This is a genomic window from Bartonella sp. AA126HLJHH (assembly GCF_042197425.1).
Lineage (GTDB): Bacteria > Pseudomonadota > Alphaproteobacteria > Rhizobiales > Rhizobiaceae > Bartonella.
The window spans coordinates 20,909-40,938 of record NZ_JBHIRU010000004.1 but is presented as its reverse complement, the minus strand read 5'-3'; the positions used below and the strand labels follow the sequence as shown (position 1 = coordinate 40,938).

Here is a 20,030-nt window from a genome sequence, read left to right as displayed (position 1 = left end):
GTATAAAGATAATAATACTTGTATTATTATCTTTATACTACCAATATGTCTCTTTCTCTTGTGAGGTGTGCGTCAGTTATGATAGATACCGCATTAATAATTCGTTATATAATCGCCTATTATATACAATAAATGCACTCTTAAATTAGGAAATTAAATCTGTGTTTGCCTTTAAATCTGATTTTTTACACATTATGAGCGAACGTGGTTTTATCCACCAAATTTCAGATGAAAAAGGCTTAGATGATCTTTTTTCAAAAGAAACTGTAAGCGCTTATACTGGATTTGACCCAACAGCATCGAGTTTACATGCTGGAAGTCTTCTTCAGATTATGATGCTTTATTGGTTACAAAAAACGGGTCATCGCCCCATTGCTTTAATGGGTGGAGGAACCGGATTGATTGGTGATCCTTCTTTCAAAGACGAAGCGCGACGCCTTCTGACACAAGATGATATTGCTGCAAATATTGATGGTATTAAAAAGGTATTTGCTAACTATTTGACATTCGGTGACCGAGAAACCGATGCTTGTATTGTGAATAATGCTGAATGGTTATGCAATTTAAACTACTTAGAATTTTTGCGTGATGTAGGAAAGCATTTTTCTGTCAACCGTATGTTGTCATTTGATTCTGTCAGACTCAGACTTGAGCGTGAGCACTCTTTGTCATTCTTAGAGTTTAATTATATGATTCTGCAAGCTTATGACTTTGTTGAACTTTATAAACGTTATGGGTTGCGTATGCAAATGGGGGGCTCTGATCAGTGGGGCAACATTATTAACGGAATCGAATTAGGACATCGTTTAGGAACACCGCAATTATATGCGTTAACATCACCATTGCTGACAACCTCTTCCGGTGCCAAAATGGGTAAATCATTGAATGGGGCTGTATGGCTAAATGCGGATAAACTTTCACCTTATCAATTTTGGCAATACTGGCGCAATACAGAAGATGCTGATGTAACACGATTTCTAAAGCTCTATACTCCATTGCCGATGGATGAGATTCTTAAACTTTCTCTATTACAAGGAACTGAAATTAACGAAGCAAAAAAAATTCTTGCAACAGAAATTACAGCAATGTTGCATGGACGTGTTTTTGCTGATGCAGCAGCAGAAACGGCTCGCAAGACGTTTGAAGAAAAAACTCTGGGAGAAAATCTTCCAACTGTTGAAATTAATGCCTCAGAATTAAAAAAAGGTGTTGGATTGCTCACTCTTTTAGTACAAGCAGGACTCGCTAGATCTAATAGTGAGGCACGCCGACACGTTCAAGGTGGAGGTGTCCGTGTAAATGATCAAATTATTGAGGACGAAACACATCTTATTATTGAAGGGGATGTCAGTGCAGAAGGAACCATTAAACTTTCTTTTGGTAAGAAAAAACATGTTGTAATGAAACCAGTATAATCTTTTGCTGTTTTGTTTATGTTGTTCACGTCGAGCTTGTTCTTTCAATTCAATCGTTGTGATAGGGCGAATTTTGTTAGGGAAATAAAAGTCTCTTCAAAACGATAAAATTCTAGAGAGTTGAATAGTTCTTTTCTTCTGTGTACTCTGATATTTTATACCTGTTACACAAAAAAGAAAGATGAAAACAATGACAAGACCAATGAAAGGTGCTCTTGCTCCTGATTTTACTTTGCCGCGCGATGGAGGTGAGACAGTGTGTCTTTCTGACTTTAAAGGAAAGCCTGTTGTTTTATATTTTTATCCAAAAGATGACACCAGTGGTTGCACAAGTGAAGCACTTGATTTCACAAAATTAAAGATGAAATTTGATGAAATCGGTGTTTCTGTTATTGGAATCTCTCCAGATAATGTAAAAAAACATGATAAATTTAAAATAAAACATGAACTTGATGTCATCTTGGTTTCTGATGAAGAAAAAACGACCCTCGAAGCTTATGGTGTTTGGGTTGAGAAAAGCATGTATGGACGCAAATATATGGGAGTTGAACGGAGCACTTTTTTAATTGATGCAAATGGAATAATAGCAGAAGAATGGCGCAAAGTGAGCGTATCTGGGCATGTTGAAAATGTTTTAGCTACTGCAACACTTTTATATCATAATGGTAACTTGTAAATTGAGTGTTTGATTTACCTTCAAAAGCAAAAGTTATTCTCCCTAATTGATTTTAGTTTTTCAACGGATTCAATTTTTACAATATATTGATTTATAAGGATAATGAATTGTTTTACATTTATATTAGTCCCCCGAATATCGCAAAATTTTCTGATTTCAGATTCTTCCTATCACTTGCAATATCATAAGCAGAATTAGCGTGTGAGAAAAAGTTGAAGAAAGGAACAAGAAAATCCCCCTTTAAACCTTTAAAGTATCAAAGGCTATATAACATCACAGCATCCATGAAACGAACAGCTTAAGAAAAAATCTACATGGCTTGAAGGAAGGATATGTAATTAACGAATATCCTCAATTTTTTTGTCTTGTCCATAAATGCGCCGTGCGAGTGCTGCCTCTATAAATGCATCTAAATTACCATTAAGTACGGATTGTGGATCCGTATTTTCAATTCCTGTACGCAAATCTTTGACAAGCTGATAGGGTTGAAGAACATAAGATCTAATTTGATGTCCCCATCCGATTTCTGTTTTAGAAGATTCAGCAGCATTGGTTTCTTCTTCTCTTTTTTTAAGCTCTTCTTCATAAAGCCGTGCACGCAACATCGACCAAGCCGTAGCGCGATTTTTATGTTGAGAACGCTCTGTTTGACATTGAACAACAATACCCGTTTTTATATGTGTGATGCGAACAGCAGAATCTGTCGTGTTAACATGTTGTCCTCCTGCTCCAGATGCACGATATGTATCAATACGCACATCTGCCTCTGAAACATCAACTTCAATATTGTCATCAATAACTGGATAAACCCAAATGCTCGCAAAAGAGGTATGGCGCTTTGCATTCGAATCAAATGGAGAAATCCGCACTAAGCGATGAACACCTGATTCTGTTTTTAACATTCCATAAGCATTATGCCCTTTTACAAGAATAGTCGCTGACTTTATTCCTGCCTCTTCTCCATCATGAATTTCTAAAATCTCAACCTTCATTTCATGCTGTTCAGCCCATCGCATATACATACGTAAGAGCATAGAAGCCCAATCTTGGCTTTCTGTTCCCCCTGCTCCAGCATGAACTTCTAAATAGGTATCATTCGGATCTGCCTCTCCTGAAAGAAGTACGTCAATTTGCCTTTTATCTATCTCATTTTTAAGATTACGTATTGATCTTTCTGCATCAGCGATAATTTCCACATCACTTTCTTCTTCGCCCATCGCAATAAGCTCAATGCATTCTTCAAGTGTTTTTGTAAATGATAAAAGACCATTGATTGAATTATCAAGACGTTGACGCTCACGCATCATATCCTGTGCTCGTTGTGCATCATCCCATAATGATGGATCTTCTGCTTTTTGATTAAGATATTCAAGACGCTTTAGTGATTGATCCCAGTCAAAGATGCCCCCTTAGCAATTGTATTGCTTTCTGGATTTCATCAACTAATGTTTCTATTTCTGCTCGCATAATTTAACACCGTATTTTAAAAAACTCTTTTTGGTTGTGTCTCTTAGCATTTTATACAAATTTAATAGCTGCTATCAGAAAATGGTACAGTTCTATCACTCTATTTATAGAACCGACATTGTAAAAAAAAAGATAAAAACCATGACTCATGGCAAAAGGAGATTTTGTCGATTAATACAGCCCACCTGTCCCACTTTCAAGTGCTTTGTTGACTTGTGGAGAAGTCGTTACTGCAGGAACACCTTCTTGAAAAGAATTTGTACTCCCAATAACTTGATATATATCAGCAGGACCAGTCCCTGGTTTAAATGCTTCTATAATGACATCTTGATCTCCTCTTTCGGCAAGCATTCCTGTTTTCCGATTAATTGGCATTAAAATCATACCTTTTGGCATCTTAAAGGGAACATCTGGCTTCCCTTTAAGAGCATCTGCCATAAAATCACCAAAAATAGGTGCAGCTAATGAACTTCCTGTTCCATTATATCCTAACGAAGCTGGTTGATCATAACCGACAAAAATACCAACGACAATGTCAGGAGTAAATCCCATAAACCAGACATCCTTAGAGTCATTGGTTGTTCCTGTTTTAGCGGCAATATGTCGATTAAGATAACGTAAACGTGCCGCAGTACCACGCTGAACAACCCCTTCCATCATCGAGGTAATTTGATAAGCCGTCATAGGGTCAAGAACTTGATCTCGCTCATCAATCAATGTGGGCTCACTTTGATTATTCCATGAATTCGTATTACAATTTTCGCAAATACGATCATCATGACGATAAATTGTCTTCCCATAACGATCTTGAATTCTGTCTATCAGAGAAGGTTTAATAGAGCGTCCGCCATTGGCAATAACGGAATAAGCTGTAACCATCCGTAATACTGTTGTTTCACCAGCCCCTAAAGCCATGGGAAGATAAGGCTGCAATTTATCTACCACCCCAAAGCGTTCTGCATATTCAGCGACAAGAGGCATTCCCATATCATTGGCAAGCCGTATTGTCATAAGATTACGAGAATGCTCAATACCGTAACGCAACGTTGAAGGTCCTGCAAAGGTACCACCATAATTTTTGGGTTGCCAAACTTCACCATTATATTGACGAACTTCAATGGGGCCATCTAAAACAACGGATGCTGGTGTATATCCGTTATCAAGAGCTGCTGCATAAACAAAAGGCTTAAAAGCAGACCCCGGTTGGCGGTAAGCTTGGGTTGCACGATTGAATTCAGATGCGGCAAAAGAAAATCCTCCCACCATAGCAAGAACGCGCCCTGTATGAGGTTCCATAGCAACAATTGCACCTTCAACCTTTGGAATTTGTTGTAAACGATAAGTGTTGTTTGTATTGGATAGTTTTTCAACAAAAATGACATCCCCAACTTGCAGAACATGAGATAAATTCTGAACAGTTTTTCGATAACCATTTTCTTTTACAACATGGAGTGCCCATTTTGAATTAGCTTCAGATAAAACAGCAATTTCCCGTTTTTTTGATAATATACCTGAAGCTTCGCGCTGTGGCTGTAAACCAATCTCTACTTTGTTGGGATTAGTAGAAAGAACAACAGCTAAACGCCATTCAGGAACATCACTTAGCCCTATGATATCTGCAAGTTCTGCCCCCCAATCACCTTTCTCATCAATATGCGCATAAGCTCCACGCCATCCTTGCGCATGATCAAATCTAATTAATCCATCGTGCAAAGCACGTCGCGCAATAAGTTGTAAATGCGGATCAAGCGTTGTACGAATGGAAAGCCCACCTTCATAAAGTGTTTTAGCCCCATAGCGATGTATTAAACGACGCCGTACTTCTTCAGTAAAATAATCAGCTGCAAAAACATAGCTATCACTCCCACGGATTGTCGCTCCTAAAGGTTTAGCTTTCGCTTTTTCACCTTGTTCACGCGTTACATATCCATTTGCAATCATCCGGTCTATAACCCAATTACGCCGATCAATAGCACGTTGTGTATTCTTAAATGGATCATAATTTGCTGGTCCTTTTGGAAGAGCAGCCAAATAAGCACATTGTTCTAGCGTCAGGTCATTGACGGATTTATTGAAATAAGTCAAAGAAGCAGCAGCTATGCCATAAGTGCCACGACCCAGATAAATTTCATTGAGATAAAGCTCGAGAATATGATCTTTTGAATAAGTTTTCTCAATACGCATTGCTAAAATAGCTTCCTTAAATTTACGTTCTAACGTTGTTTCTGAACTTAAAAGGAAGTTTTTAGCGACTTGTTGCGTTATAGTTGATGCACCCTCTGGACGTCTTCCAGAACCAATATTACGAATATTATTGATCAAAGCTCGAGAAAGTCCTTCAGGATCTAAACCAAAATGATGATAAAAGTTTTTGTCTTCAGCCGAAATGAAAGCATTTATAACAAGCTTCGGTATTGATTGAATCGGTAAATAGAGGCGATGTTTTGTTGCAAACTCTGCCATAAGACGGCCATCAGAAGCATGGACACGGGTCATTACCGGCGGCTCATAAAGTGAAAGAACTTCATAATCAGGGAGTGCATTTGCTTGACCACTGGTCATAACACCCCACGTTATTGCACCATAAAGTCCAATAGCAATAAAAAAACGAAGAAGATATCTTAAAAAAATCATCATAAAAACGGCTATCGCTTTCTTAAGAATTAATTAAAGAAAAAATACGTTACTTCAAACACACCAAGTGGATATCACCACAAGATTGAGATCAAGAGAAATTGTTTTCTATCTTTTATTTATACCAGGGTACATTAGAAGCCCATATTGATACTCTATTTTCTCATAAATTTAAAGAGGCTGTATCATTTTCTGCCTATAATCAGCAAATTGACGAATAGAATGAGCAATAGAGGCTGCCATTTGTTTTCTCCAATGAGGATCATTTAATAACTTTTCATCCTCTTTATTGGATAAATAACCTATCTCTATCAAGACTGAGGGTATATCTGAAGCTCTTAAAACTTGAAAATTAGCATACCGATGTGGGTTATTAATCAAGTTAATATGATTCTTTGATAAACTTGAAATAACACTATTTGCAAAATTAACCGAAAATGTATGTGTTTCACGTCGTGTAAGATCCATCAAAATATCTGTAACTTCGAGCGTTTCATCTGCAGGCAAACCATCAAGCAAATCAACTTTATTTTCATTTTCAGCTAAAGATTTTGCAATGGCATCAGAGGCTTTATCTGATATGGTATACACTGTGGCACCGCGAAGAGAATGTAGATCAATCGTATCTGCGTGAATAGATATAAAAAGATCAGCATCAAACTCTTGCGCTTTTTTAACTCTTTCACTTAGTCTTAAAAAAATATTGGAATCTCGTGTTAAAGCAACGGTAATATGAGAATCCTTTTGTAATTCGTCTCGCAATGCACGCGCAAAGTCTAAAGTCACATCTTTTTCTAAAATTCCAGTAACACCCCGTGCACCGCCATCAATACCACCATGACCAGGATCAAGAACAACACGGAAATTATATGCTGGCATTAACTGTGTTTTTGTATCAAAATTGCTTCTTTGCTGTTTTTTTAATATCTCATCAAATTTTTCTTGTGTACTTTTACGAATATCAATCAGCAACTGCCATAAACCATTATTTAATTTTTTTACGACATTTTTTTCAACCACAAAAGCCGTTTTACTTGTCAAAATAATGCGTGAAGTCTGTATGTCAGAGAAAGCATAACGCACATCTGAAAGCATAACGGATAATGTATTCCGTTTCTTTAAAGGCGTATTTTGCATCGAAAAGTCAATTGTAGGTAAATTGATAACCAAACGTGCGGGCCTGTCCAAAATCTGTAAACGAACATTTGGTTTTGAATTAAAAACCGCAATAATACGCGTATGAACACTATCACCAATGGTTCGAAAATTAATAAGTCTCAGAGGATCTGCGGCTTGAACACTAGTTTGGAGTAGCAAAAAAGATAATAAAAAGTATGTGACGAGCACAATAACATCCCCATAAGCTGTTTTCAGCTTTTTGGTAAAAAAAACTCTTATCATAAGCAAAATACTCTACATTACCTTTGTAATAATTTATCTTGGTTACATAAAACGATACACCAATTTATTATCTATTTTTCAATAAAAGCTAAATAAACACCTCAAAACGAAATTAAGGTCATAAAGATATTATAATTATACATGATTTACATTGTTACTTGCCAAACGCATGATATCAACATAAAAGAATATTTATGCTTCCTAGCTGATAATAGTCATCTAAATTATCTGTAACTCATATTAAGTTGTCTTTAGAGGTTTTTTGTCTATTATGCGTTGAGACTTTTTTATGGATGAAAAATTTCTATGTTGTAACATTAGGATTGCATTACTTAAGATTCGTTGGTTCGGATATCCGAACTGTTTTAAAGATTATTTTACCGGAGACTTTTAAGAAAATATGAGTCATAAAAAACAGATGGAAATAATGATGAGAAATGGTGTAAATGCAGTCATGCCTTTGCACGTGGTGTTCCGTCCTGTTTTTCTGGTACCTCCCTTTTATGGCAGACAGCCTTTTATGTTTACGAATAGTTATAGCGTTCGTTTGAATAAAATTGTGCATGTCGCCTTCAGGATATTAACTTATGTCAAACAAAATGCTTATAGATGCCTCCCATCCGGAGGAAACACGTGTTGTTGTTGTTCACGGCAACAAAATTGAAGAACTTGATTTTGAATCAGAACATAGAAAACAGCTCAAGGGGAATATTTATCTCGCACGTATTACGCGTGTAGAACCGTCTCTCCAAGCGGCTTTTGTTGAATATGGTGGAAACCGACATGGTTTTTTAACATTTTCTGAAATTCATCCTGATTATTATCAAATTCCTATTGCTGATCGCCTTGCTCTTCTTGAAGAAGAAGAAAAAGAAGCTGTAGGAGAAAATTCTGTAGATACCTTTACGGAAGAAGCAACTAAAAATAAAAAACGCTCCAGAAGAACAAAAAAAAGTGAAAAAAACAATGTTATAGCAGCCGATATTGAAAATGATATCACATCTGAAGCGATAATAATTGATAATACAGAAGAAGCATTAAATGCTGATATCTCTTATGATGAGATTGAAATGGTCGGTGCTGAGGACATCCGTGAAGAGCTCCCAATTTATCAAAGAAAACAAGGGCGCCAGTATAAAATTCAAGAAGTCATTAAACGACGTCAAATTTTGTTGGTACAAGTTATCAAAGAAGAGCGTGGTAATAAAGGTGCTGCCCTTACAACATATCTATCTCTAGCTGGTCGTTACTCTGTTCTAATGCCCAACACAGCACGTGGTGGTGGTATTTCACGAAAAATTACGAACGTACAAGACCGTAAGCGTCTTAAAGAAATCGTAAAAGAATTAGCCGTTCCAAAAGGTATGGGCGTTATCTTACGAACCGCTGGTGCCAATAGAACAAAAGCTGAAATTAAACGTGATTATGAATATCTTATGCGGTTATGGGACACTATTCGCACTTTGACACTCGAGTCAACGGCGCCATGCCTTGTCCATGAAGAAAGCAATCTCATCAAGCGTTCTATACGAGATCTTTATAATAAGAACATTAGTGAAATTCTTGTCTCTGGAGACCAAGGATATCGTGAAGCGAAAGACTTTATGCGTATGCTCATGCCAAGTCATGCAAAAGTTGTGCAACCTTACCGTGATCCTACGCCCATTTTTGCAAGAAATAATATTGAAATTCAACTTGATAAAATGTTGCAACCACAGGTTTCTTTAAAATCTGGTGGTTATCTTGTTATTAATCAAACAGAAGCACTTGTTGCTATTGACGTAAATTCTGGCCGCTCTACGAAAGAATTCTCTGTTGAAAAGACAGCCTTACAAACTAACCTTGAAGCTGCTGAAGAAGTAGCGCGTCAATTACGCTTGCGTGACCTTGCTGGTTTAATTGTGATTGATTTTATTGATATGCTTGAAGAACGCAATGTGAAGCTGGTCGAAAAAAAATTAAAAGATTGTTTAAAAAACGATCGTGCTCGTATTCAAGTAGGTCATATTTCACACTTCGGCCTTTTAGAAATGAGTCGTCAACGTATTCGCATATCGGTTTTAGAAAGTACGACACAGCCCTGCCCACATTGCGCAGGAACAGGAAATATACGTTCTGAATCATCAATTGCGTTACATGTCATGCGCTCAATTGAAGAATATCTTCTTCATAATTCGCAACATAATATTATCGTGCGCACCCCCGTAGCAACAGCGCTTTATGTATTAAATCATAAACGCAATATTCTTGTTAATTTAGAAGCTCGCTTTAAACTTAATATTAGTATTGAAGCAGATGATAGTATTGGAACACAACATCTTGTTATTTCTAAAGGCTCAATAGCAGAGAGAATTTCTCAATCTTCATTGGAAGATGACAATAAGCAAGAAATTGAAGATTCTGTTTTCATAAAGAGTGAATCTATTGAAAATCCTTCTCCCATTGAAACAAATCAAAAGCGTCGGCGCAAAAATCGTCACGGTGAAATTACTGATCATTCTCTCTCCAACGTTCATAAAAAAGAAGATACCTTGAATGATGATTCTTATCGTCGAGGACGTCGTCGAGGACGTCGTGGTGGTCGACGCAATCAAGATAATAGTTTTCATCAGATTCGCGTTCCTTATGCAGAACCAGTGGGAGATTTTGCTAAGCAAGCTTTAGCAGAAATTAAAGCAGCGCATCGCAAACGTCGTGTTTCACCTGCTAAATCTTTTGAACTTGAAGAAACAAAAAATAATACACAAACTCTAGATATACAACAACAGAGTGAATCTGAAAAAAATGATACAAGTATTAAACCTAAAAAACGTAAAACACGTTCTTCAAAAGTAGTAGAAAATCAACTTTCTTTAGAGAATGATCAAAATATTGCAGAACAAAAATCTCTTGAAAAAAAACCTACAACCAGTCCGGTGCGTAAAACTAAAACAAAAAAAGCAGACAAAGCTATTCATGAGGTAGAAGATAAAGCTCTTGAAAAGAGTAAAAAATCAACACGTGGAACACGTAAAAAATCATCTTCTAAAGAGACAACGCAAATACAAAAAATATTAGAGCAAGAAACTGTAATCGAGATGGAGAAAGTTATCGAAACCTCTCCTTCCCAAATTGAAGAAACAATTAATCAACCCGTTGTTATTTCATCAACGCCTAATGATTCTTCCAAAACTGAACGTATTGGTTGGTGGAAACGCAGAATTCTTTCGAAAAATTAAGGATTAAAAAAAACCGCCACAGAAAACTGTGGCGGTTCAAATAAACAATTATAGAAAACGTTTTGACCAACTTTTATGGTGTGGTTTTATTACTTTTGTTTCGCTTTTTCTTGCTCAGCCCGCATACGCTCTTCAATTTCTTTTTGCTTTGATTGAATAGCTTGCTGCAGCTTTATTTGTTCTTGTTGGAAATCTTTTTCCTCCATACCAGGACCGGTATAGGCTGCTGTAAACCCATTAAGAGAAAATTCAATAGGATTAGCTGAACCACGGAAATTAACTGTGGTTACAACCATTTTTGTACCACTTTTCATAGCTGCTATAAGCTTATCATCTAAGACATCATTAGCAATACAACTTGGTCCATTACAAATAATATAAGGAATTTTTTTAGAGAACTCGTCACCAATTTTAATGTGAACACCTTCTGGCAAAAAACGACCTGTAGGCACTTGAATACCTATACGTTTCTCATTTTGCTTCCCTTTTATTTCAACAAGATTAAAAGCCGTTAAAGGTTGTCCCGTATTCGATAATACAGTATTCATTGTATTACAAATATCAACATCATGCTGCTTACTGCAAACTTTGTACCAACCTTGTGATAAAGTTTGCGCATTTGCAGAAATACCAGCTATAAGAAAAAGGGCAGCGGCTCCAACTAATACTGAAACAGCAGAATAAACATTTTTATGCGACATGATTAAGTTAATCCTTTCAACGCGCTCTTAAGTAACTTCAAAAAAATATTAAATATAATTCCAACTTAATTTATTAAATTATAATGAAATAACAATTAATTTTACTATTTTTACTTCAATATAAAAAAAAAAGTCAAATTTAGAGAAAAAATACGACGAGCCATTCTAATTTTTATACACTCATATCATTTCCCCTCTTCATCACATTGGTATTTGATGCAATCTATCCATAAAACACCTCTGTGCACTTAAACTAAGATTACACAAACGAATCAATATTGCAATATTAATTAAAATAAACTCTGATACTACTCTAAAAAACTTACTAATTAAAATTTTTACATTTATTACTCTTCATGTTAAGCTTATAGAACCTTTGCAACAGGTGTTGCAATGCATGAAGCTCCAAAATATCAGATAAATTTTACTGTTTTCCTTGTGTGATACACAAAAACAAAATCATCTACGATATTATTGAAACATTTAATGAATTAAAACCACTGATTGTCTAAAATTTCTGCATAATTGTAAGAGAGCTTTTTGCTAATGAACAATTTTCTGCCCTTGTTTACAAAATAATAGTGATACGCTTTTGTAATAAAAATTTTATATTCCATAGCGTTTAACTAAACAGTTTAGTTTAAAAATACGCTACTAAAGAAGTGCTTTTTTCTTAATTAAACAACACATTTTCTTAGAGAGAAAATCTATAACTGCTGAAAATATTTTATTTATAATAAACTTTCTTAAAATATAATAACATATTAATTTATAATAATAATTTATCTTTTTTCTATATTGTATGAAAGATCCTAATAGCGCAAACCTCTCTTATGTTGAATCAATAAAATTTATCCACTTGTACATCACAAGCGGAGTTAGTTTTATAGATAAAACTACTGAACAAAGGAAACCCTCCCTATGAATCATCTCACGTGCCTAAAGCCATAATAAATTTATGCTCATATATTAAACATCTATTATTGCACTTCTGTACGAATATCATCTCTCAGTTTTATAACGTGAATAAAAAATATAGCTTTTATCAATTTCTTTTAAGTTATTTCTTAAATAAAAGAATCTACTAAAATGATAAATTCTTTTTATCTTTCACAATATCAAAGATATAAATCGTTAATGATTTAAGTTTTAAGAAAAAAATGAATTAAAAATATCATTTTGTTTCTCTATATAACACAACTTAGAGCTATAAAATATCTCTCTTATCATATTAATGAAACAAGATTTATGATATGAGATGTATCGTCATTAAAATAATTAAACAGATAAAAATAAAAAACTACAAGCACAAAAAATTATGCATAAAAAGAAAACATAAAAAAGATATATGATTTTATTATTTAATATATATATTAAATCTTATATGATAAGAACAATATATAATATCTTATGTGCATAAAATTACTTTATTATAAATAATAATTAAAAACAAAAAATTAAAATATATTTTAAATATTATTTAGTATATAATCTTAATTTCTCTGTATTTATATGAGTAAATTTTTAATTGGCTATTCTTATAGCATTATTTTTTATGAATTTTCTAAACTATACCGTTACGAAAAATTAAGTATTTTTCTATTTTGAATATAATTCAACATAAATCAAATAAATAATTTTTAATTGAATAATTCTTCAACATGAAAACGCATACGATCTATAATATTCTTTTTCTTGTTTGGAAGCATTATATTATGTACTTCTTTAATGGTATTACAAAGCTTAGGTGCACTTTTTACAAACCAATTATCTTCTGTAAGACTATTTTTTATATCGTCAAATATTTGTTTTTCATAACTATAAGAGCCATCTGTTAGTAATTCTTTAATATCCCTGACTAAACTAGGACTTATTGAATTATTTGCGCCTTTAGCCCAACTAAAATCTTTATCTTTCCAATCAAAATCTTTGCGCAAAATAGCACCTATATCACTTTGCAATATATCCGCTAACGTATTGCAAGCAATAATAAATATGAGATAATTTTTCATTATCTCATCATCACCTCCACTTTTCTCATTCATTCCCCATTCATTAAACGTTTGAGTTTTTTTTAAATAATCTTTTGCTTTAATCAACTTTTCTTCATACTCCCCTACTTCATACTCTCTCGCTATATGTATTCTAGAGATAATTTTTTGTTTTTTTTCAGCTAGATCCTGTAATTTCGAACCAAGATTATAATATTCATCCTTCAGAGTTTTCAGTTTTTTATATAACTTATTCCGTTCCTGTAAACGCTCATAGTATTCTGCTTTAGAAATATTTTTTTCCCAAATATCCAAATGAGATATACTTTCTTCAATAAATTGTATGCTCTCTTTAATATTCTTTCTTTTGTTTTTTAAATGTTGGTATTGTTCATCAGAAGATAACTCAGCATAAGCGTTTTTTACGCCATATATTAAAGTGAGTAACAAAAAAACGATAGTTAGACACTTTTGTAATGAAGAAAGCATGCTATCTTTACCTAAATTCTTTCTAAAAAATTTACAGGAGCTTATTAGCTTATTATATTGAAAGTGCTATTTATTGCAGTTAAACTGTCTAATCTATTTTCTTCATTATATCAATACGTATATAATAAAAACCAAATAAATATATAAAAGGTTCTTTATTATAAACTTAAATTTTATTCAGAATGATTTTATAAAAATGAGTAACAGTTCTGAAACAATAAAGAAATTTTTTAAACAGAATGTTATTCTGCCATTTCGACAAGCTGTGTCATAATATTCGCTGCTCCAACAAGCCTTTCATCCGCTGAGGACCAATCACGAATAAGAGCAATACTTTGATCTGGTCGAATTTTTGCCATTGTACCTTGTTTTCCCACCCACTGAACAAGAGCAACACTATTTGCGAAATAGTTATTACGAAACTGTATGACAATCCCCTTTGGTCCAACATCTAATTTTTCTACATGTGCTTTTCGACACAATGTTTTAATATGAAAGACTTTAAGAAGATGTTGAACCTCAAGGGGCAAAGGACCAAAGCGATCAATTAATTCCGCTGCAAATTCATCAATTTGTTCTAAATCATCAAGTTCTGTTAAACGACGATAAAGTCCCATACGTAATGATAAGTCAGGCACGAAACTTTCTGGTATCATAACTGTTGTACCAAGGGAAATTTGAGGAGACCATTGCTTATCTTCATTTAGCTCTCCATCTTTTAATTCAGCAACAGCTTCTTCAAGCATTTTTTGATAGAGTTCAAATCCAACTTCTTTGATATGCCCCGATTGCTCTTCACCTAAAAAATTGCCTGAACCGCGGATATCCATGTCATGGCTTGCCAATTGAAAACCGGCCCCTAAGGTGTCAAGAGATTGTAACACTTTAAGACGGCGATCAGCAGCAGTTGTTAAAACTTTACCAGCAGGAAATGTAAAGAGAGCATAAGCACGTTGTTTTGAACGTCCTACCCTACCACGTAACTGATAAAGGGCAGAAAGGCCAAACATCTCAGCACGATGCACAATTAGGGTATTTGCTGTTGGAATATCAAGACCTGATTCAATAATGGTTGTTGAGAGCAGCACATCATATTGTCCATCATAAAATGCATTCATGATATCATCAAGTTGTCCAGCCGGCATTTGTCCATGAGCCACAACGAATTTCAGTTCTGGCACATGTGTTTTGAGATATTCTTCTACAAAAGCTAAATCTGAAATACGAGGACAAACATAGAAACTTTGTCCACCACGATAATATTCTCGAAGCAGGGTCTCTCGTATAACAAGTGCATCAAAGGGTGAAATAAAAGTACGAACCGCCATTCTATCAATGGGGGGGGTTGTTATCAATGAAAGTTCACGTACACCCGATAAAGCTAACCCTAAAGTGCGTGGTATGGGAGTTGCTGAAAGTGTGAGAACATGAATATCACTTTTAAGCTCTTTTAAACGCTCTTTGTGTTTGACACCAAAATGCTGTTCCTCATCAATGATAAGAAGGCCTAACCGTAAAAAATTAACTGCACCACTTAATAATGCATGGGTTCCAATGACAATATCGATTGTACCATCTGAAACACCTTTTTTTACTCGTGCAAGTTCTTTCGCTTTTACAAGCCTCGAAGCATGTCCAATTTTAACCGGTAATCCTTGAAAACGCGAAATAAATGTTTTGTAATGTTGACGTGAAAGCAAAGTTGTCGGTACAACAACAGCAACCTGATATCCATTTAATGCTGCAACAAAAGCACTTCGAATGGCTACTTCAGTTTTTCCAAAACCAACATCACCGCATATCAAGCGATCCATCGGCTTGCCTGAGGCTAGATCGTCCAAAACAGCATCAATTGCATTCATTTGATCTTCCGTTTCTTCATAGGGAAAGCAAGCAACAAACTCATCAAATGGTCCAATTGGTGGAAGTAAAGCAGGCGCAGCACGAGTCATACGCTCTGCAGCTATACGGATTAATTGCCCTGCCATTTCCAATAAATGTTTTTTAAGCCGAGCTTTACGTGCTTGCCAAGCAACACCTCCTAATTTATCTAAAGTTACCTCTGTTCCTTCTGAGCCATAACGTGAGAGAAGCTCAATATTTTCAACAGGTAAAAAGAGTAAATCACCTCCAGCATATCTAATTTCAAGGCAGTCTCGTAAAATTCCAGTGGTTCTGATGGTTTTAAGACCAACAAATTGGCCAATACCGTGGTCGATATGCACAATAATATCACCAGAATTTAAAGCAGAAATTTCAGAAATAAAATTTGTATTATTCTTACGCCGCTTTGGCGATCTTATAAAACGATCGCCAAGGATATCTTGCTCTGCAATAATAGCCAAATCTTCAGCCACAAAACCATGTTCTATCATGATAACAGCTGCTAATATGCGATCTCGAGGTGTTGCTTTGACTGTTTGCAAAGATTTTGCAACATCTATTTTTTTCAATCCATGCTCATCGAGAACTTGTAACAAACGATTGAGAGATCCTTCACTCCAACACGCTAAAAGCACTTTTTTACCAGCAGCGCGTAAAGATGCGATATGATCAATAACACTTGAAAAAACATTTTTTTCCTGCGCATTACGCTCTTTTACAAAATCATATCCTTGTTTAACATTTGTGTGAATAACAGTTTGTTCCAAACTTTGTGGAACATTAAAAGGAGAAAAATCAATACGCTGTGAAGATTGTTGCGCACCTTCCAAAACACGCTCTGGCGTTAAATAAAAAAGACTAGGATCTATTGGATGATAAGAAGTAGAATTTTTTTCATCACTTTCGCGCTCTTTGCGTGCATTATAATAGTCTTCAATAAGACGATAGCGCTCAATGAAAACTTCTTCTATGAGATGCTCAAAAACTATCGGTAAATTGCCACAATGATCAAAAAAGCTATCAAGGTTTTCATAAAAAAATGGAAGCCAATGTTCCATACCGGCAAAACGCCGACCTTGAGAAATTGCTTCATAAAGCATGTTATTTTTTTGTGATACACCAAATGTACGGGTATAATTGCTTTTAAAACGACTGATGCGTTCTGGTGTAAGAGCAACCTCACTCATTGCCTGTAATAAAAGTTCAGTTTTTTGGCCTGTTGTCCTTTGACTTTCTGGATCAAATACGCGGATACTTTCTAGGGTATCTCCAAAAAAATCAAGGCGTAAAGGTTCAACATCCATCGGAGAAAAGATATCAAGTATTCCTCCTCTTACAGCAAACTCACCAATATCACGGACAACCGTAACGCGTTCAAAACCATTGGTTTCTAGAAATTGAATAAGATTTCCCATGTTATTGCGCTGGCCAACACGTGCGTGAATAAGCTGAGCTTCTATCATTTCACGAGGAGGCAACTTTTGCATAATTGCATTTGCTGTTGTTAATATAATTGCAGAATATGGATCTTTCCGTAAATTTGCTATGTGTGCCAATGTTGATAGTCGACGTGCCATAACAGCAATTCCTGGTGATACGCGATCATAAGGCAAACAATCCCATGCAGGAAATTGAAGTACGGGTAAATTGGGTTCAATAAAATTTAAAACTTGTTGTAAATGCGCAATTTTTGTTCCGTCACGGACAACATAGAGGAGCGGTTTACCTTGTGCAATTTCTGAACTTAATTTAGCAAGCGCAAAGGCTTCAAATCCATCAGTAACGCCATCTAAAATCATACGAACAGAATTATTTTTGGGAATAACAATTTTTTTAAATATAGGCATTGGAATCAATAACTTAAGCAAAAACGATAATTAGCAATATCACGAAAAAGTGGACTATCGACCTCAGTGGGGGGCAAAATTTCTCCAGTGATCCATGTGAGTAAATCACGGTCATCAAAAGACATAATATACTCAAGCTCAGAGAGCGTTTTATCATTCATCTCAGTGATATGAGCATCAACATAATGCCCAAAAATGAGATCCATTTCACGAATACCGCGATGCCATGCACGAAAAATCAACCGACGACGACGAGCATCTAATTGATTTTTGTCAACGACAAAAACTGTCATAAAAAATCTCCTTGAATAAAGTAATATAAACTATTCAATTAGTCGTATAAAGTTTTTACCTTGCTTTAAGGAAGTTCTATAATCTTTTGTTCTTTAAGTGTAATTCGACGATGCATTTGCTTAGCCAAAGCGTAATTATGTGTTGCAATAAGAGCAGAAAGACCAGACTGACGAACAAGGATAGATAAAGCTTGAAAGACATAAGCTGAAGTTACTGGATCAAGATTTCCTGTAGGTTCATCAGCCAAAAGAACCGAAGGGCCATTTGCTACTGCACGTGCAATAGCAACACGTTGTTGTTCTCCTCCCGATAACTCTGAGGGACGATGGTTCGCACGATGAGAAACACGCAGATACGTCAATAATTTGCGCGCACGATCTTCTGCTATAGATTTTTTTAATCCTGCTATCATTTGGGGTATCATGACATTTTCTAACGCCGTAAACTCTGGAAGTAAATGATGAAATTGATAAACAAAACCAATATCATTTCGTCTTATAGCTGTTCGCTCACTATCAGAGCGCTTTGCACAAGAAACACCCCGTAACATCACATCACCAGCTGTTGGTTTTTCTAATAATCCAGCAATATGAAGAAGTGTTGATTTTCCAGCACCAGATGGTGCAACAAGTGCGACAAGCTCTCCACGATTAAGAATAAAATTCGCTTTATCTAAAACAATGAGTGGCTTATGACTCTCGAAAAAGTGTCTTTCAATCTCTACAAGCTCTAAAATAGCTGTCATTATTCATACCTCAAAGCTTGTACGGGATCTAGCTTAGCAGCACGCCATGCCGGAATGAGAGCAGCAAGAAACGACAAGAATAAAGCCATCATAGCAACCAAGATGGTCTGTTTCCACTCAATTTGTGCAGGCAATTTTGTTAAAAAATAAAGTTGAGGATTAAAAACGTCGACATTAAATAACCAAGATATAAAATCTTGGATATGATTAATATTCGCGGTCGCGATAACACCTAAAACTAAACCCAATATAGTTCCAATAAAACCAATCATCATTCCTGTAATGATAAATATACGCAAAATCGCACTCTGTTGAGCCCCCATCGTGCGTAAAATGGCAATATCATGACTTTTATCTTTTACAAGCATAATCAGCCCTGAAATAATATTTAAAGCAGCAACAAGAACGATCAGAGAAAGAATGAAAAACATAACATTTCGTTCAATCTGTAAGGCTGAAAAAAAAGCCTGATTGCGTGTACGCCAATCAATTAAATAGACCTGTTGTTCAACTGCTTTTTCTACAACAGGTTTTATTTGATCAACAGCATCAGGATCATTTAGAAATAATTCCAAAGACTGAACCTTATCTCCCAAATTAAAAAACATTTGTGCTTCATGGAGAGGCATAAAGATAAATATTGAATCATATTCAGACATACCAACTTCAAAAATAGCAACGACTTTATAAGCTTTCACACGTGGGGTAACGCCAAAAGGAGTCTCATCACCATCTGGAGTAATAATACGAATATCTCTTCCAACTGTCAGTCCTAATTTTTCTGCTAAGCCACTTCCAATTGCAACACCTTCTTCTTGATCAAACCGAGAAATCGATCCTAATTTAATGTTTTGAGAGACTGTTTTAAGCTTTTCTAGATCTTGTTTGCGCATACCACGAACTAACGCGCCAGAGCCACCTTGAACTTCACCTTGAACAAGCGCTTGACCTTCAATAACAGGTAAAGCAAACTTCACACCATTTGTAGTTTCTAAAGAAGAAATAAGAGTCTTATAATCAGAGAAACCAGAATCAACTGTTTGAATAATAAGATGCCCATTCATACCAAGAATACGATTGAGAAGTTCTGTACGAAAGCCATTCATCACCGCCATAACAACAACCAGAGCAAATACGCCCAACATAATCCCAATAAGAGAAATAATTGAAATAACAGATGCAACGACATGTTTTTTATTGGGAATCATATAACGAAAAGCGATCATCCACTCATAAGATGAAAAGCATTTGTTTTTCAGCCTCTTCAT

The 20,030-nt window shown here is 35.3% G+C and carries 12 protein-coding genes; 3 read left to right on the top strand and 9 right to left on the bottom strand.

The genetic code is table 11. The features are described 5' to 3' along the window. Window positions 1-161 precede the first annotated feature (161 nt). Both tyrS and ACFIQC_RS03370 read left to right on the top strand, forming a co-directional pair. The gene (gene tyrS / locus ACFIQC_RS03375) at window positions 162-1,415 is read left to right on the top strand and encodes a tyrosine--tRNA ligase (RefSeq protein ID WP_375621240.1); all 1,254 of its coding nucleotides are present in this window, start codon (window positions 162-164) and stop codon (window positions 1,413-1,415) included. Window positions 1,416-1,605: 190 nt separating this feature from the next. Beyond that, window positions 1,606-2,091, top strand: a complete 486-nt coding sequence (locus tag ACFIQC_RS03370; RefSeq protein WP_375621239.1) for a peroxiredoxin — start codon at window positions 1,606-1,608, stop codon at window positions 2,089-2,091. Between the two features lie 338 nt (window positions 2,092-2,429). On the opposite strand, the gene prfB is transcribed toward ACFIQC_RS03370, so the two are convergent. The 3 genes from prfB to ACFIQC_RS03355 all read right to left on the bottom strand — a co-directional run bounded on the left by prfB (window position 2,430) and on the right by ACFIQC_RS03355 (window position 7,593). Then, window positions 2,430-3,558, bottom strand: a protein-coding gene (gene prfB, locus ACFIQC_RS03365) for a peptide chain release factor 2 (protein WP_375706738.1) whose coding sequence is annotated in 2 segments (ribosomal slippage) — window positions 2,430-3,488 and window positions 3,490-3,558 — 1,128 coding nt in all. Because the reading frame shifts where the segments join, the coding sequence is not laid out codon by codon here. A gap of 171 nt (window positions 3,559-3,729) precedes the next feature. Beyond that, window positions 3,730-6,195: a penicillin-binding protein 1A gene (locus tag ACFIQC_RS03360; RefSeq protein WP_375621237.1), complete on the bottom strand. Its 2,466-nt coding sequence runs from the start codon at window positions 6,193-6,195 to the stop codon at window positions 3,730-3,732. A gap of 168 nt (window positions 6,196-6,363) precedes the next feature. Continuing rightward, window positions 6,364-7,593, bottom strand: coding sequence for an N-acetylmuramoyl-L-alanine amidase (locus tag ACFIQC_RS03355; protein WP_375706737.1), 1,230 nt, complete (start codon window positions 7,591-7,593; stop codon window positions 6,364-6,366). Window positions 7,594-8,180: 587 nt separating this feature from the next. On the opposite strand from ACFIQC_RS03355, the gene ACFIQC_RS03350 reads away from it, so the two are divergent. Then, window positions 8,181-10,811: a ribonuclease E/G gene (locus ACFIQC_RS03350; protein ID WP_375706736.1), complete on the top strand. Its 2,631-nt coding sequence runs from the start codon at window positions 8,181-8,183 to the stop codon at window positions 10,809-10,811. A gap of 89 nt (window positions 10,812-10,900) precedes the next feature. On the opposite strand, the gene ACFIQC_RS03345 is transcribed toward ACFIQC_RS03350, so the two are convergent. From ACFIQC_RS03345 to ACFIQC_RS03320, 6 genes are all read right to left on the bottom strand, one after another. Next, on the bottom strand, window positions 10,901-11,512 hold the full coding sequence (locus ACFIQC_RS03345) for an invasion associated locus B family protein (protein WP_273791265.1): 612 nt from the start codon (window positions 11,510-11,512) through the stop codon (window positions 10,901-10,903). A gap of 1,640 nt (window positions 11,513-13,152) precedes the next feature. Continuing rightward, window positions 13,153-13,992, bottom strand: a complete 840-nt coding sequence (locus tag ACFIQC_RS03340) for a hypothetical protein (protein ID WP_375621234.1) — start codon at window positions 13,990-13,992, stop codon at window positions 13,153-13,155. Between the two features lie 242 nt (window positions 13,993-14,234). Continuing rightward, the gene (mfd, locus tag ACFIQC_RS03335; protein WP_375640730.1) at window positions 14,235-17,723 is read right to left on the bottom strand and encodes a transcription-repair coupling factor; all 3,489 of its coding nucleotides are present in this window, start codon (window positions 17,721-17,723) and stop codon (window positions 14,235-14,237) included. A gap of 5 nt (window positions 17,724-17,728) precedes the next feature. Continuing rightward, entirely contained in the window at window positions 17,729-18,016 is a 288-nt protein-coding gene (locus ACFIQC_RS03330) for a succinate dehydrogenase assembly factor 2 (protein ID WP_375621232.1), read from the bottom strand. A gap of 65 nt (window positions 18,017-18,081) precedes the next feature. After that, window positions 18,082-18,762, bottom strand: coding sequence for an ABC transporter ATP-binding protein (locus tag ACFIQC_RS03325; RefSeq protein ID WP_273791269.1), 681 nt, complete (start codon window positions 18,760-18,762; stop codon window positions 18,082-18,084). Further along, window positions 18,762-20,030: a lipoprotein-releasing ABC transporter permease subunit gene (locus tag ACFIQC_RS03320; RefSeq protein ID WP_273791270.1), complete on the bottom strand. Its 1,269-nt coding sequence runs from the start codon at window positions 20,028-20,030 to the stop codon at window positions 18,762-18,764. The genes ACFIQC_RS03325 and ACFIQC_RS03320 overlap by 1 nt, the downstream gene beginning before the upstream one ends.